Annotated in this window: 11 protein-coding genes and 2 tRNA genes; 7 read left to right on the top strand and 6 right to left on the bottom strand. The window is 48.6% G+C overall.

Annotated features, from left to right (window positions below; all coding sequences use genetic code 11):
- Nucleotides 1–2: 2 nt before the first annotated feature.
- Genes rsxC through rsxA form a run of 3 tightly spaced genes read right to left on the bottom strand, consistent with a single transcriptional unit; the run spans nt 3 to nt 3,416 of the window.
- Nucleotides 3–2,264 (bottom strand): electron transport complex subunit RsxC, encoded by a 2,262-nt coding sequence (gene rsxC / locus EZV61_RS06390; protein ID WP_131414662.1) that lies wholly within the window; start codon nt 2,262–2,264, stop codon nt 3–5.
- Nucleotides 2,265–2,266: 2 nt separating this feature from the next.
- Nucleotides 2,267–2,824 carry an electron transport complex subunit RsxB gene (gene rsxB / locus EZV61_RS06395; protein WP_114337897.1) on the bottom strand — a complete coding sequence of 186 codons (558 nt, stop codon included), beginning with the start codon at nt 2,822–2,824 and terminating at the stop codon, nt 2,267–2,269.
- 10 nt (nt 2,825–2,834) lie between these two features.
- The gene (gene rsxA, locus EZV61_RS06400) at nt 2,835–3,416 is read right to left on the bottom strand and encodes an electron transport complex subunit RsxA (protein WP_114337898.1); all 582 of its coding nucleotides are present in this window, start codon (nt 3,414–3,416) and stop codon (nt 2,835–2,837) included.
- A 191-nt stretch (nt 3,417–3,607) separates the two neighbouring features.
- Between rsxA and EZV61_RS06405 the strand changes: the two genes are divergently transcribed.
- Entirely contained in the window at nt 3,608–4,543 is a 936-nt protein-coding gene (locus EZV61_RS06405; protein WP_114337899.1) for a DMT family transporter, read from the top strand.
- A 52-nt stretch (nt 4,544–4,595) separates the two neighbouring features.
- Nucleotides 4,596–5,516, top strand: a complete 921-nt coding sequence (locus tag EZV61_RS06410) for a Gfo/Idh/MocA family oxidoreductase (RefSeq protein WP_114337900.1) — start codon at nt 4,596–4,598, stop codon at nt 5,514–5,516.
- Between the two features lie 45 nt (nt 5,517–5,561).
- Here EZV61_RS06410 and EZV61_RS06415 read toward each other — a convergent pair whose 3' ends face one another.
- The 3 genes from EZV61_RS06415 to EZV61_RS06425 form a co-directional block, all read right to left on the bottom strand.
- Complete coding sequence (locus tag EZV61_RS06415) at nt 5,562–7,472, bottom strand: EAL domain-containing protein (protein WP_131414663.1); 1,911 nt, start codon at nt 7,470–7,472, stop codon at nt 5,562–5,564.
- A gap of 219 nt (nt 7,473–7,691) precedes the next feature.
- A tRNA-Asn gene (locus EZV61_RS06420) sits at nt 7,692–7,768 on the bottom strand.
- A gap of 19 nt (nt 7,769–7,787) precedes the next feature.
- A tRNA-Asn gene (locus EZV61_RS06425) sits at nt 7,788–7,864 on the bottom strand.
- A 205-nt stretch (nt 7,865–8,069) separates the two neighbouring features.
- On the opposite strand from EZV61_RS06425, the gene EZV61_RS06430 reads away from it, so the two are divergent.
- The 5 genes from EZV61_RS06430 (at nt 8,070) to EZV61_RS06450 (ending at nt 13,957) form a co-directional block, all read left to right on the top strand.
- The gene (locus EZV61_RS06430) at nt 8,070–9,746 is read left to right on the top strand and encodes an alanine/glycine:cation symporter family protein (RefSeq protein WP_114337902.1); all 1,677 of its coding nucleotides are present in this window, start codon (nt 8,070–8,072) and stop codon (nt 9,744–9,746) included.
- A 107-nt stretch (nt 9,747–9,853) separates the two neighbouring features.
- Nucleotides 9,854–10,177 carry a hypothetical protein gene (locus EZV61_RS06435; RefSeq protein ID WP_114337903.1) on the top strand — a complete coding sequence of 108 codons (324 nt, stop codon included), beginning with the start codon at nt 9,854–9,856 and terminating at the stop codon, nt 10,175–10,177.
- Between the two features lie 11 nt (nt 10,178–10,188).
- Entirely contained in the window at nt 10,189–10,476 is a 288-nt protein-coding gene (locus tag EZV61_RS06440; RefSeq protein WP_114337904.1) for a YeaC family protein, read from the top strand.
- Nucleotides 10,466–13,249, top strand: a complete 2,784-nt coding sequence (locus EZV61_RS06445) for a DUF349 domain-containing protein (RefSeq protein ID WP_131414664.1) — start codon at nt 10,466–10,468, stop codon at nt 13,247–13,249. Before EZV61_RS06440 ends, EZV61_RS06445 begins: the two co-directional genes overlap by 11 nt.
- 135 nt (nt 13,250–13,384) lie before the next feature.
- A complete protein-coding gene (locus tag EZV61_RS06450) occupies nt 13,385–13,957 on the top strand; it encodes a GDSL-type esterase/lipase family protein (protein WP_131414665.1) in 573 nt (190 codons plus the stop codon).
- Nucleotides 13,958–13,961 lie beyond the last annotated feature (4 nt).

The raw sequence follows: 13,961 nt of genomic DNA on the forward strand, positions 1-13,961 counted from the left end.
GCTTACTTGTCTCCCGGCGAATCATCGGTTGCTTGTTCACTGCTTGCTGCTTGCTGATTTTTTTGTGCCTCTTGGCGTGCCAGCGCCTTTGCTTTTGCTTTCGCTACAGCGGCGGCAATAGCAGCTTGTTTTGAATTAGGTTCATCTTGTGTTACATCGGAGTTGCTTGGCTCATCAGCTGTTTGTTGCGCCTGTTTTTTTGCTTCAGCCTTGGCTTTCGCCCTAGCCACAGCAGCAGCGACGGCGGCTTTCTTTGTTGCTTTGGCGGTGTCGCTATCTTCAATTGCTGCTTCTGTGGCCGTATTTCGTGTACTGTCGGTTTCAGCTACTTGCGCAGTGTCGTTGCTTTTTTTAGCCTCCGCTTTTGCTTTCGCCCGCGCCACTGCGGCGGCTACTGCAGCTTTTTTAGCGTCCATAGCTTCGTTAGCGGGGCGAGCGTTGTCGACTACCTCACTATTGCTAGCTACTTCCTTGTTGTCTTGTGCTTCTTTTCTGGCTTCAGCTTTGGCTTTTGCTCTGGCGACAGCGGCTGCAACGGTGGTTTTGTTGTTGTCCGCAGAATGAGCTGCATCGGTTGTTGCGCTGCTGTCTTTCTGAGTACTCTGCGCTACCTTCTCGGCGCGACGTTGAGCCGCTTGCGCTTTTCGTTGCTCTCGGGCATCGATGGCTTGCTGATTATCAGGGACTAGATTGCCTTGTGCATCGACGCTTGCTTTGGCGTCTGCTACTTCCGTTGTTTGCTTTGACTTTACTCTGGCAAGTGCCGCGGCGACGGCGTCTTGTGCACCCTGACGTCCTGCGACGGCGGCTTGTCGTTTGGCGACCGCTTCTCGGTGTTTGGCTTCCCTTGCGAGTTTTTCCTGTTCCAGTCGTTCATTTCTTGCTTCGAAACGTATTCTGGCTTTCTCTGATTTCAGCGCATCCGCGTCATGTTGCCGTAGTTCTGACTTTGCCTTGCGATAATAGTGAACTAAAGGGATCTCGGAAGGGCAAACATAAGCGCAGGCTCCACACTCAATGCAGTCAAATAGCTTATATTCCCGCGCTTTCTCCAATTCATGATGACTGCTGTACCAGAACAATTGTTGCGGTAGCAGTGACGCTGGACATGCATCTGCGCATTGGCCGCAGCGTATACATGGCATCTCCTTGCCAGCCAAGGGCAGCTCATTTTCACTGGGTGCCAGGATGCAGTTACTGATTTTTACTAAGGGGATGTTGGCATGGGGGAGCGTAAAGCCCATCATTGGGCCGCCCATGATTATCCGTCGTCCATGCTTTGATTGATAATTGGCTTGCTCTAACAGGTGGCGTACCGGCGTACCGAAATGTGCCCAATAATTGCCCGGTTGGCCGACCGCGTCGCCAGTCACGGTGACGACGCGCTCAAGTAGTGGTTCACCATCATAAATGGCCCGTTTGATGGCAAATGTAGTGCCAACGTTGTGCATGACTACACCCGCGTCGTAAGGCAATCCATCCGATGGTACTTCTCTACCTGTAAGCAGTTGTACTAATTGTTTCTCACCACCAGAGGGATATTTGGTGGGGATAGCTCGCACTTCTACATTTAGCGTTGATGTCGCTTCTGTGATGGCGGTAATAGCTTGCTGCTTGTCATCTTCGATACCCACTAATACCAGTTTGGGTCTGAGAATATGAACCAATAGCTCAATACCTAACGCGATCTCCCGTGCATGCTCTCTCATTAGCATGTCATCACAGCTGATGTAGGGCTCACATTCCGCGCCATTGATGATTAGAAACTCAATCTCTTCGGGTGCGCCGCTTAGCTTTCTTGCGGCGGGAAAGCCTGCGCCGCCTAAGCCTGCAATACCAGCATCCGCTATATGCTGTATTAGGCGCTTAGCCGGTTGTTGTAACGGGTTGTCGATAGGTGTCTTTGTTACCCATGCCTCATCCCCGTCGGGGCGCATGACCAATGTTGGCTCTGGCAAGGCGGAAGGGTGTGCACTGGGGTAATCGGTGATCGCCTCAACTTTTCCTGAGGTGGGTGCATGGATAGGCAATGCGCCTTGTTCACCCGTGGTGAGTTGCTGACCTTTTTTAACGCTATCGCCAACCGCAACCAAGAGGCGGCCGCCACGACCGATATGCTGCTTTAACGGCAGGTAAAGGTGATCTGGTAGGGGAAAGCGCTTGATAGGGTGAGCCGTCGATACCTCTTTGCGTATGGGGGGATGAATACCGCCGGGGAAGTCCCAGAGTTTGCCTTCTTTAACGAGCTCAAAGGTTGTCTCCATACTTACTCCACCACTCGTACAGGAATGGCTTTCAGATCCCATTTCCAATTAGTTGTTGTCTGTTTTATTGGTCGCATCTCAATGCAATCGACAGGGCAGGGTTCTACGCACAGATCGCAGCCTGTGCACTCATCGGCAATAATTGTGTGCATCTGTTTGGCTGCGCCGAGGATCGCGTCGACTGGACAGGCTTGAATACACTTAGTGCAGCCGATACATTCAGCTTCGCGAATGAAAGCAACTTTTTTAACCTCTTCTTCACCATGGGCAGCATCGAGGGGCTTTGCTTCCTTACCTGTCAGATCTGCCAGTTTTTGAATGGTGGCTTCACCGCCCGGTGGGCACTTATTAATATCATCACCGTTGGCGATCGCTTCAGCGTAAGGGCGACAGCCAGGGTAACCACATTGTCCGCACTGGGTTTGTGGCAATATGGCATCAATCTGCTCGACAATAGGGTCTTGTTCAACTTTGAAGCGCACTGCAGCGAGTCCGAGCAACGCACCAAATATCAAAGCGATAATCACTAAGGCGGTCACGGCTATTAGGATCCCAGTCATCGTCAGTCTCCTAAAACTTAACTAAGCCGCTGAAGCCCATAAAGGCTAACGCCATTAATCCTGCAGTGATCATGGCGATTGAAGCGCCCCGAAATGGCAGAGGAACATCGGCTGCTGCCAATCGTTCACGCATTGCAGCGAATAACACTAGCACCAGGGAAAAGCCTAATGCCGCCCCGAAGCCGTAAACAATGGATTCAATAAAGCCATGGTTTTCATTGATATTAAGTAATGCGACACCGAGCACTGCGCAGTTAGTGGTGATTAAAGGCAAAAAGATACCTAGTAATCGATACAGTAGCGGGCTGGTTTTACGTACAACCATTTCGGTGAACTGCACGACTACAGCGATCACCAGAATAAAGCTCATGGTGCGCAGATACTCTATAGACAACGGAACCAGTAAATACTGGTTGATGAGATAGCTGCAAGTTGATGCGAGGGTCAGAACGAAAGTCGTGGCCAATGACATGCCAATAGCGGTTTCAAGCTTATTGGAAACCCCCATAAAGGGACACAAGCCAAGAAATTTGACTAGGACGAAATTGTTGACCAGTACTGTGCCGACCAATAGCAGCAGGTATTCACTCATGCAGGCGGTGTTACCTTGGCATCTTAATGATTGAAAGTGGGCGTATTATCCGCTTTTGACACGCGCTTAACAACCGCCCCATCGTGGGGTTTTATATTGCTCGTTTTTCAACCTTTGGATGCTAATTTACGCTTTGCCTAAGGTGGCTTTTACTCTAGGATCCGCCAGTCAATTAAGTTTAGGCTATTTTCATGAATCACAGATTACCCTCGTTCGCGTTGATCCTGGCGATGCTGCTTTGGGGGAGCTCGTTTATTGCGTTGAAGTATGCCATTAATGAGATGCATCCTGTATGGGTGATCTTTGGCCGAATGCTGTTAGCAACGTTCTGTTTTGCTTTGGTATTTAAAGTTGTGATGAAGTTTCGTTATCAAGCCGGTGATTGGAAACGCCTCGCCATCATGTCGCTGTGTGAACCTTGCCTCTATTTTGTACTGGAGGGAGAAGCGATGCGTCATACCTCTGCCGGGCAAGCTGGCATGATCACCGCGTTATTACCGCTATTGGTGGCAGTGATGGCTTGGTTTAGTGTCGGTGAACGGGTTAATCGAAATATGATCATCGGCTTTGCTACTGCTATTGCCGGCGTGCTCTGGTTGACTCTGGCGGGAACAGCGGATGCCCATGCGCCCAATGCATTATGGGGCAACTTTCTTGAGTTTCTGGCAATGATATGTGCTGCTATCTATAGCATTAACTTGAAGCACCTTAGCAGTCGCTATCCAGCGTTGACGTTAACGGCTTTTCAAGCCTTCTGTGGGGCGATATTTTTTGCGCCAATGCTATTTTGGGTGCCAATACCAGAGAGTGTAAGCGGTCAAGCGTTGTTGGCTATCGTATATTTAGGCGTGGTGGTGACTTTAGGTGCGTATTTGCTATACAACTACGCGATATCTAAAGTTAAAGTGACCGCCGCAGCAGGCTATGTCAACTTGATCCCCGTGTTTAGCTTGCTGTTTGCTTATTTGCTTTTAGGCGAACGTTTAAATGGCCAACAAATGGTCGCGGCAGGCGTTATTATTTTGGGTGTGGTGATCAGTCAATGGCGCATTAAGGAGAGCGCTGATGCCGTTGGAAAAATCATTGAAGATGAAAACAATACTGCGATTGTTGCTGTAAAAGGCTAAGCTAAATCAGAAAGATAGACTTGGTATACCTGACTGAGCGGTAATTACAAATATGAAAGTAGGCATCATAGGTACGTCTTGGGGTCGAGTGCATGTTGGCACCTTTAGAGAGGCTGGACATGAGATCGCTGCCATTATGGGCGTCAGCCCTGAAGGCACGGCACGTGTGGCCAGCGAAGAGGGGATCCCGGTTGCTGCCACTGATGTTAACCAGTTAGATCATTGTGACATTATCGTTGTTGCATCTCCTACCGCGACGCATTTGGGGTATCTCAAACACTTCTCTGACCGCCCCGTGTTGTGCGAAAAGCCGCTATCTGGTGCGCGGATTGAGCCTGGAGCGTTGGCTGGGCTAGGACGCTTTCCCACTTTTGTTAATTATCCTTTTAGTTTTCTGCAGACGGCCTCTGTGATCAATGAACAGCTCGCTGGTAACGGGCTTGGCCCGTTGTCTCGCGCCATATTATCGGTTGGCAGTCGCTTTCCTATGGAGAAAACCCCGGTGGGTTGGTTCCTCGATATCGTTGCTCATCCGCTCTCCTATTTGATCCATAGCCTTGGTCCATTCACGCTGCTTCACCATCATATTGGTGAGGGGATAAGCAATGTCAGCGTATTGTTGGAAAATGAAGGGTTGATGTTAGATGCCCAGCAATACCGATTGCCAGAGACTGGGATCCAGATACATCTCACTTTGGTGGGTGAGCAGAAGCGTTTAGAGTTAAGTGGTGGCTTTCGTCCGGGGGATAACTGGCGATTTAATCCGGTACTCGTCGATGGTCAAGCGGTAAATGATGGCGAATGGAATGAGAGAGATATCTGGTATAGCGCAAATTGTCGAGTGGTTGAGCAGTTTGTCGATGTGATCAGTGGTCGTTTGAAGCACGTTGACGCGTTAGCGAATGGCTTGTTTGATCTGCCGAAAGCGGCGCAATTGGAGCGTTCATTAGACGGGTTACTGGCGCAAGAGTAGCTGAAACCTCACTACTCTTGCTTTTATTATTTTGGTTGCTTTGTTCTATTCGGCGTTAGAGATGGGAACTGCGCGATGAATATATTGCCCCTGAATACCGTCTACAAACATCCCTTCAAGTACGTATTTTTGCTCTTGTGATTCAACGCCGCTTGCAATCACTTTGACACTAAGCCGATGGGCAATATCGATAATCAGGCGCAAGAAATACTGAATATTTCGATCATGTTCTATCTCGTCCATATAGCTCTTATCGATTTTTACATAATCAGGTTTTAGGTCTTTAAAGAACTTAAATGAGGTCATGCCTAAGCCAAATTGTTTTACTGTGACCTTGGCACCCGTGCGGTGAATGACATCGATAAAACGGCGGCTTGATTTTAGATCTCTTTGCAGGCCTTGCTCAGTCACTTCAAAGGTTAACCTTTGTGCCAACTTACCGTGTTTGCCCAACATCCTTTCAATCCAAACCAAAAACGAGGAGTCGTGAGCAGAGGTTACTGAGACATTGATACCGTAATATTCGTCACCACCACGCTTTTTGATCAACGCCAAGATGGCGGCAATAACGGCTTTATCTAGCTCGGTTGAAAGCTGTAATCGTTCTGCCATTGAGTATGCTGAGCGATAGGGCAGTTCGTCGCCATTGGTATTGGTGAAACGCGGGGTAATCGCAGAGTATATTTTGCCTTGCTTCAACGGCTGAATAGCTTGCGAGATCAGGGTGAAATCGGTTTTCTTGGTTAGCTGCTCCAGATTCTCTCGCCAACCTTGTTCGCCTAAAACCTCAGTACCTACTAAGTCGCTTTGGAAATGCCAAGCGTTGGCTTCTTTACTTTGGGCTAGGCCGGTGGCGGTATCACAAAGTGCCAATAGGTCGCCTACTGACATACCTTGAGCAAAACCAGCCATGCCGATAAAAGCGGTGTTTTCTAATTCGTATTGTCGCTGGATCTCATTTAACCGTCCCTGCAACTGTTTGCCTAACTCGTCGCACTCTTTATGGGAGAAGTGGTGAAGGACGATGGCAAAGTCAGAACTGTTGAGTCGGTAGATCTTTGAACCTCGAAAATGACTGGCAACAGATTTTACGGCGTCAACCAGAATACTGATGAACTGATCGCCCGCAGTATAGCCCTTGGCAGCGTTTATTTTTCCTAGCTCTGTTGTGCGCACTACGGCCATGATACCAAACTGTTTACCGCTTTCGTCTGCCAGCATTTCAGGGATGTCGAGCATAAATTGGCTACGATTAGGTAAGCCGGTCAGATGATCAACATAGGCCGTTTTCCGTACCTGAGTCAGTTCCTCTTCTGTTTGATGTAGTCGTTCTACAACCCCTTTTTGGATCGCTTGTAGTCCCTCTCCGATAGATCTGAACTCGCTTGCAATGCCGGAGCCCATCTGGAAATCTTTTTCTGCATGACTGAGTTTGTCGCACAGTTTCTGTAGCTCCTTGACCGAGCTGCGCAGTGGTTTGTGCAAACTGCCTCTAAGCCAAACAATACTGACCACTAACATAATTAGCCACGCCATGGTCTCAAAAGCGATATTGCGGATAAAGCTTAGCTGCAGGTGGCTGAAATCAGGCATGATCACGACCGCGTTGCTACCTGCATTGGCTTGCATTTTCGATGCACCTAAGCCTAGTGCTGAGGCGATACTTGCTAGCGGGAACTGAAAACTGGGTTGCTTCTCATAGGATGCAATGACATTGCCATTGACGTCGATAACCGACAGCGTCAAGTAGCCAGACAGTTGGCTCAGCTGGGTATTGCGCTTTGCTTGTGTGTGTTCTTGCGATGTTTCAAGCAGTAACCTGGCGTTGGAATAGAGCTGTTCCTTCTGGAACTCAATTTGATTGATCACAGAAAGGTATTGCCCTGCCCACATCACGATGAGTAGCAGGAGCAAAATAAAGACATTAACAAAGAGCGCTTTACTTTGAATTTTCATACTGCCTCTAACTGTCTATCCCTGTTAAATCAGATATATGCAAATCTATCTTAGAAATTAACTATAGAGGAAATAGTAGTCCAACCCTAGGGCTAGTCAGTAATCTTTACAATGGGTTAAGAATATTTTTCGGGAAGGATGAACCAGCTCAACAAATAGATGCTTTATCTGCTGGCTTAAACATAAAAAAGCCCAGCATAATTGCTGGGCTCTTTTATGTGGCTCCCCTGGTCCGATTTGAACGGACGACACATGGATTAACAGTCCACCGCTCTAACCAACTGAGCTACAGGGGAATAAACTTGCTATGTAATGTGGCTCCCCTGGTCCGATTTGAACGGACGACACATGGATTAACAGTCCACCGCTCTAACCAACTGAGCTACAGGGGAGTAGATGTCCTTCTAAGAAGGAACGGCGCGCATCTTAATGTCTGGGATCTTTGCTGTCAACACCCTTTCTACGGAAGCTGAATCGGTTGCTCACTCCTTGTGCAACCTAAGCAAATTTTAGGGCTGGTAAACTGATGTCAGCTTATCTAGTATGCTTTTGATAACAAAAAATTAACTTATAACAATATTTTCCAGGGAGGCTGCCGTGCAGGGGCTAAATGATTTTCTATTGATGTTAGATGGATTCCTCGGCTCCGCCGCTTGGTTTCCATTCGTGCTACTTGGCGTGGGGCTGTTTTTCACCGTCTACTTAAAGTTTCCTCAGATCCGTTATTTTGGTCACGCGTGGAAAGTGGTTCGTGGCAAGTACGATATAAAGAGTGCGATGGGTGATACCACTCACTTTCAAGCGCTAACTACTGCGCTTTCCGGCACTGTGGGTACCGGCAATATCGGCGGTGTTGCTTTGGCGATCCATATTGGTGGTCCTGCGGCATTGTTCTGGATGTGGGCGACCGCTTTTTTCGGTATGACGACTAAGTTTGTTGAGGTGACGTTGTCACATAAATACCGGGTGAAAACCGCCGATGGCACCATGGCGGGTGGGCCTATGTATTACATGGATCGCCGGTTGAATATGAAATGGCTGGCGGTTATTTTTGCTATCGCTACCGTGATTAGCTCATTTGGTACCGGAAACCTGCCGCAAATTAACAATATTGCCAGCAGCATGGAGTCCACTTTTGGGCTTGAACCTTTGTTGACTGGTGGCGTACTGACGGTATTGCTCGCTTTGGTTATCTTGGGTGGGATCCATCGTATCGCGAAAGTGACCTCGAGAATTGTGCCTTTGATGGCGTTTATCTACGTCATCGGTGCTCTCGCAGTTATTTTTTATAACTATCAAAATATTCTTCCCTCTTTGGTTTCGGTGTTCTCTGATGCATTCTCTGGTTCCGCTGCTGCGGGTGGCTTTTTAGGGGCATCGTTTGCTTATGCATTCAATAAAGGGGTTGGGCGAGGTCTGTTTTCTAATGAAGCGGGTCAAGGCTCTGCACCAATCGCTCACGCCGCAGCTAAAGCTGATGAGCCAGTATCGGAAGGGATTGTGTCTATTCTGGAACCTTTTATCGATACCATCATTGTTTGTACTTTGACTGGCTTGGTGATCTTGTCGTCCGGCGTGTGGACGGAAAAACATCAAAATAGCTTCCAAACAGCGGATATGCGCTATTTGAGTGGCCAATACACAGACACCGCGGAAGCAGATAGGGTCGCTTTATCCAGTTTCCTTATCGGTAGTAATGAGGCCAAGGTTGAGCCCTATACCGGCAGTGTTACGGTTAAGGATGGTGTTGCCATTGCCCCTGAATATACGCTGATCAATGCGCATTCGGTGGCCGAAGATGTCATCTATTTAGTTGGCGGCCATCCCTACAGTGGCGAGATGAAGATCGAGAAAGGCAAATTGGTTAACTCAGAGCTGGAAGTGACTGGGCGTTCCCTGTTGCACTCTGCGGCGTTAACGACCAAAGCGTTTACGAAAGGTTTTTTTGGGGATTACGGTAAGTACATTGTCTCTATCGGTTTGCTGCTATTTGCGTTCTCAACTGCTATCGCATGGTCATATTATGGTGATAGGGCGGTGACCTATCTGCTCGGCGTTAAGGCTGTGATGCCGTATCGGGTTTTTTATTGTGCCGGCTTCTTATGGGCCGCGGTTGCTGATACTACCGTTGTCTGGAATTTGGCTGCGGTGGCTATCGTACTGATGACGCTACCAAACCTGTTCGGCATCATGATCCTCTGCAGAGAGATGAAAACCACCGTCGCTGACTATTGGACTGATTTTTATCAGCAGCGAAGTGAGCGAAAAGATTAACTCGGATGAACTAAAAGGCCCCAAGATGGGGCCTTTTAGTTTTAATCGAACGCCAATTATTTCATAATGCCTCTCTTTCGTTTTTGGCTTAGTAAGAGGAAGGTGTGATGGCGATTGTTCCATGTCCCTGTTGTAACAAACGGATCTCAGATCGAGCAGACGTTTGTCAGCATTGCGGTTACGCATTTGGCGATATGGATGATGAGAAGCGGGCGAGTCAGCAGAGGGTTTTTGCTATTAAGCGCCAGCAGCGGATCATGACACAGCAGTTCCTGGCATTATTGCTGTTTGTTGGAGGTTTTGCCGTCACCTTTTTTGATGGTGAGTTGCAAACTGATTGGCAACGTACAGCGGGTCAAACGATGTCAGCCGCAGGCTTTATTTGGTATATCGCACTGCGTATCTGGTTGATTTTTAGTAAGAAACAATAGGTCTTTATTAAATGGATATTATCGAGCTGGTGAACAAACTCGATTTTGAAAGCTACCAGCGGCTGAAAACCGCAGTAGAACTTGGTAAGTGGCCCGATGGCAATTCGCTTTCTGATGAGCAAAAAGAGAACGCGATGCAGTTGGTGATCGCCTATCAGGCGACCAAATTAGACCAAACACAACATATGAACGTGGCTAAAGACGGATCCTTGGTACATCTATCCAAGAACGATTTAAAGCAGCAGTTCAAGGGACAGACAGTAGAGCCTATCGCAAGGTTTAGACACGATGATATTTAAAAATTTATTCCGCCCCGCCTGGCAACATAAAGACCCAGCTAAACGTCAATCCGCCATTGCTGAACTCGACAGCAGTAATCAACCCCATCGCACCATTCTCCGTGAGCTTGCGTTCAACGATGGTCACCGTCAGGTTAGACGCTTGGCGCTGGAAAAACTAAATGAATTATCACTGTGGTGGTTAGCAGCCGGTGAAGAGCGTGACGATGGTCTGAAGAAGGCGGCGTTGCAACATGTGACAGATATCATCACTGCAGCCTCTCCGCTAGATACTGCCCAAGTCTCCGCTTTTGTCAGTGATTGTAAGGATCGTAAATACCTCGAAGCTGTTTGGCGGCAACTGCCTGCTGACAGCTTGCGTCAGTCGGCTCTAGAACGTATTAACAAAGCCCGTTGCTACATTGATGCGGCAGATTCCGATCCGTCAACGGAGATAGCGCTTTGGGCTGCTACCAAGATTGATGATGAAAAGCAGATGCGCCGCTTGGCAAAAAAGGCTGGCAACAGTGAAGTACAAGCGTTTTTTGTATCCAAACTTGAAGCGCTACAGCGCGCTAAAGAGCGTCCAGCAGAGTTAAATGAGCAAGCCCGGCTGCTGTTAGCGCAGCTGCAAGGGGTCACGGAAAAATTGACCGAGCCACAGGCGGTGGAGCAACGTTCATTAGGTGACAAAGCCAATGAGCTTGAGATCCGTTGGCAGTCATTAGCCAAAGAGCTGGAGCCACTGGAACTGCTTGCGCCGTGGCAAGCCAAACATGAAGGCATTGCTAAACGCCTTTATGCCCGGTTAGAGGAGCTAATGGCAATATGGCAACAGGCGGAAGCGCAAGAAAAAGCGGCAAACGAAAAGTTAGAAAATGCCGCTATGTTGCGTGGGGGCTTCGAAGCCTTACAGGTTGATATCAAAGCGATCCATAAGTTGATCGAACAGCAGCAAGCGTTTGATATTCAGCCGCTTACCGAAGTGTTATCAGCTCTCAAACAACAGTTAGGCGCTGAAGCATTAAATGAATCAGATTGGATGGCACTATCCAAGCTTGCAGCGGACGTGACTGAACAGCTTGTCAAGCTAGAGGACTTACCTGCCCAGCTGGCTAAGGCAGAAGCGCTAGTTGCCCCGTTGCAACAGATTGATGCTGACAGCGAGACTTTCCTGACCGATCTAGCCGAGTGGCGCGGACAATGGCGAGCGGTTTCAGACTTACCTTTACCTGACGGTTTACGTGTGCAGGTCAACGAGCTGACCACGCCACTGGAAAAAGCTAAGAAAGCCCTGTTTAGGATGCGCAAAGAAGCAGAAGAAACCGTAGACAAGCTTCTGGGTAAAGCTGAGCGCCATCAACAAGCAGGGCGTTTAAAAGTGGCAGTGCGAGAGTTTCATCGTCTGGCAAAGCCTTATGCATTGCTATCTGATAAGGCTAAGCGTCGCTTTGATAAACGTTATCAGAAGTTAGCGGCGGTAGAGCAGGAGTTGTTGGAGTGGCATCAATTGGTTGCGGCACCCAAAGCCGATGCGCTACTGGAAGAGATTAAGGCGCTTGCTGAATCTCCCGCCGAGGATCCAAAAGTGCAGGCCGATGCCGTTAAAGACGCTCGTCGTCGTTGGCAATTGCTGGAAGTGGATCGTAACGAAGCAAGTTGGACACCGCTTGCGGAGCAGTTTGATACGCTAAGTGAAAAAGCGTTTGAGATCTGTCGTCAATTTTATGGTGAGCAGCAGCAGGAGCGGGAGAAGCACCTGCAAGAGCGTGAAGAGGTGATCAAAGCGGTTCAGGCGTTGTATGAACAGCACAAAGAGGCCCCGCTGGCACTCAATGATCTTGAATCAAAGTATCGTCAGCTGTCCAATAAGTGGCGTCAGTGCGGCGAGATTGATTTTGCCAAGCGGAAAGCGGTGCAAAATCGGTTTGTAAAAGCGTCGCGTAAAGTTACCGATGTATTGAAGCAGCTGTATAGCGTGAATGAAGCACAGAAACAGCAGCTACTTAAACAAGCAGAAGCGCTCGATCTTTCCGATGCCACGGGTTCCTCCGAGCAGTTCGATGGCTTGATGAAAAAGTGGCGTGATGCCGGTTATGCTGGTGCGAATGAAAAGTCACTTTGGCAGCGTTTCCAGTATGTGGGGCAGCAGCTCCGCGAGCAGCGCAATGCCTCACGTACCGAGCAACGAGAGCAGTGGCAGAGTAATGCTGACGCTTATAAAGTCGTGCTTAGTGAATTTGCGGCAGCGATCGCAGCCGCTGAAGATGACGCGGCGTTACGTCAGAGTATTGCTCAGGCGCAGCAAGCTGCCGACGCTATTGGTGAGACCGCTCATCGAGACCGTCGCGAGTTGGAAGCTGAAATGGATGATCTGCGCAGACAAGCCATGGAAGCGATTGCGGCCAGACAAAAACAGCAGGAACAGCGAAACTATCAAGTATTGATTGAAGCGGTGACGGCGAATAGTGATGAACTATTGCAGTCATTGCCTGAACGTTGGCAAAAAACTGTCAAACAGTGGCAAGAGAAGGGCGCAGAAAAGCCGGCTGATGCAGAGATACGTGAACGCTTGACTATCGAAGCAGAGCTACTGGCAGGGCTCGATTCGCCCAATAATAGTGATGCGCTGCGCCAGCAACTGCGTTTGACCCTGTTACAAGCACGTATGAATGGCAGTGGTGATAGCGAGCGTTCGGTAGAGAACCTGTTTTGGCAGTGGTTAGAAGCGGGCGCTGTGACGAAAGCGGATGAAGATGCGTTGAAGCGTTTTGAGCGTGCTTTAACAGCTTAGACCCATTGATGTTTTGGTTTGCAGAAGCACCTTCGGGTGCTTCTTTTGTTTCTGGCGCTTTATTTACCGACGATAGCAAAAGAGGAGAGAGCAGTGTTCTGTCGTTGCAATTGGCTCGCAACATTATTAGTCATAATGACTATGACTTTATCCGGTTGTTCGCAGCCCAAGTTACAACCGCTACCCTATGGTGCGCGTATTTTGGCGTTTGGTGATAGTCTGACAGCAGGCTATGGCGTTGAGCGTATTTATAGCTATCCGTCAGTATTGGCGGAGCTTAGTGGCCGTGACGTGATAAATGCCGGGGTCTCGGGAGAGCTGACTAAACAAGGTATCGAGCGTTTACCTTTCCTATTGGATCAGACGATGCCGGAGCTATTGCTCTTGATTGAAGGCGGGAATGATATTCTTCAGAATCGCCCAGCTAACGAGACAAAACAGAACTTGGCAAAGATGATCGAGATGGCACAGGGCAGAGGGATCCCAGTGGTATTAGTCGGCATACCGGAAAAAAGCTTGTTCTCCAGCTCTGCCGCTTTATATCGAGAATTAGCAGAAGAGTACGATCTGGTGTTTGACGGTAATTTAATGGCGGCACTTCAACGCTCACCAAGCTTGAAATCTGATTATGTGCATTTCAATCAACAAGGTTATCAGCAAATGGCTGAAGGAATTTTTGCTCTGTTAAAAGAAAATGGCGCCTTTTAATTAG

The sequence above is a fragment of the Corallincola luteus genome (assembly GCF_004336975.1).
GTDB lineage: Bacteria > Pseudomonadota > Gammaproteobacteria > Enterobacterales > Neiellaceae > Corallincola > Corallincola holothuriorum.